Genomic DNA, 264 nt, shown 5'->3' with positions numbered 1-264 from the left:
CGAGCATCACTGACCAGGTGCGATTTTCCTGCACGATTCCACTTGCCGGCTCTGAGCGCGTGGCACCGACCAGCGTCACCGTAACCGTATCGCCCGGCACGCCAAAACCGCATACCACCACTTGCTGCCCGATGGCGTTGCCCTCGACCGGGGTTTCAATGAAGGGGGCGGCCGGCACGACGTCAAAGTGCAGCGGCTCGCTGTCTTTCGACTCCTGCAGTGTGCCGCTTTCATCCATGAACCTTTGCCGAGCCCAGATTGTTT

At 61.0% G+C, this 264-nt stretch carries 1 pseudogene; it reads right to left on the bottom strand.

Going from position 1 to position 264, the window contains the following annotated elements:
* Window positions 1–238, bottom strand: a pseudogene (locus tag QMX86_RS28280) (hypothetical protein); the annotation flags it as partial.
* Window positions 239–264 lie beyond the last annotated feature (26 nt).

Source organism: Pseudomonas sp. PS01270 (assembly GCF_029959775.1).
Taxonomy (GTDB): Bacteria; Pseudomonadota; Gammaproteobacteria; order Pseudomonadales; family Pseudomonadaceae; genus Aquipseudomonas; species Aquipseudomonas atacamensis.
This window is presented reverse-complemented; position numbering and strand designations above follow the sequence as displayed.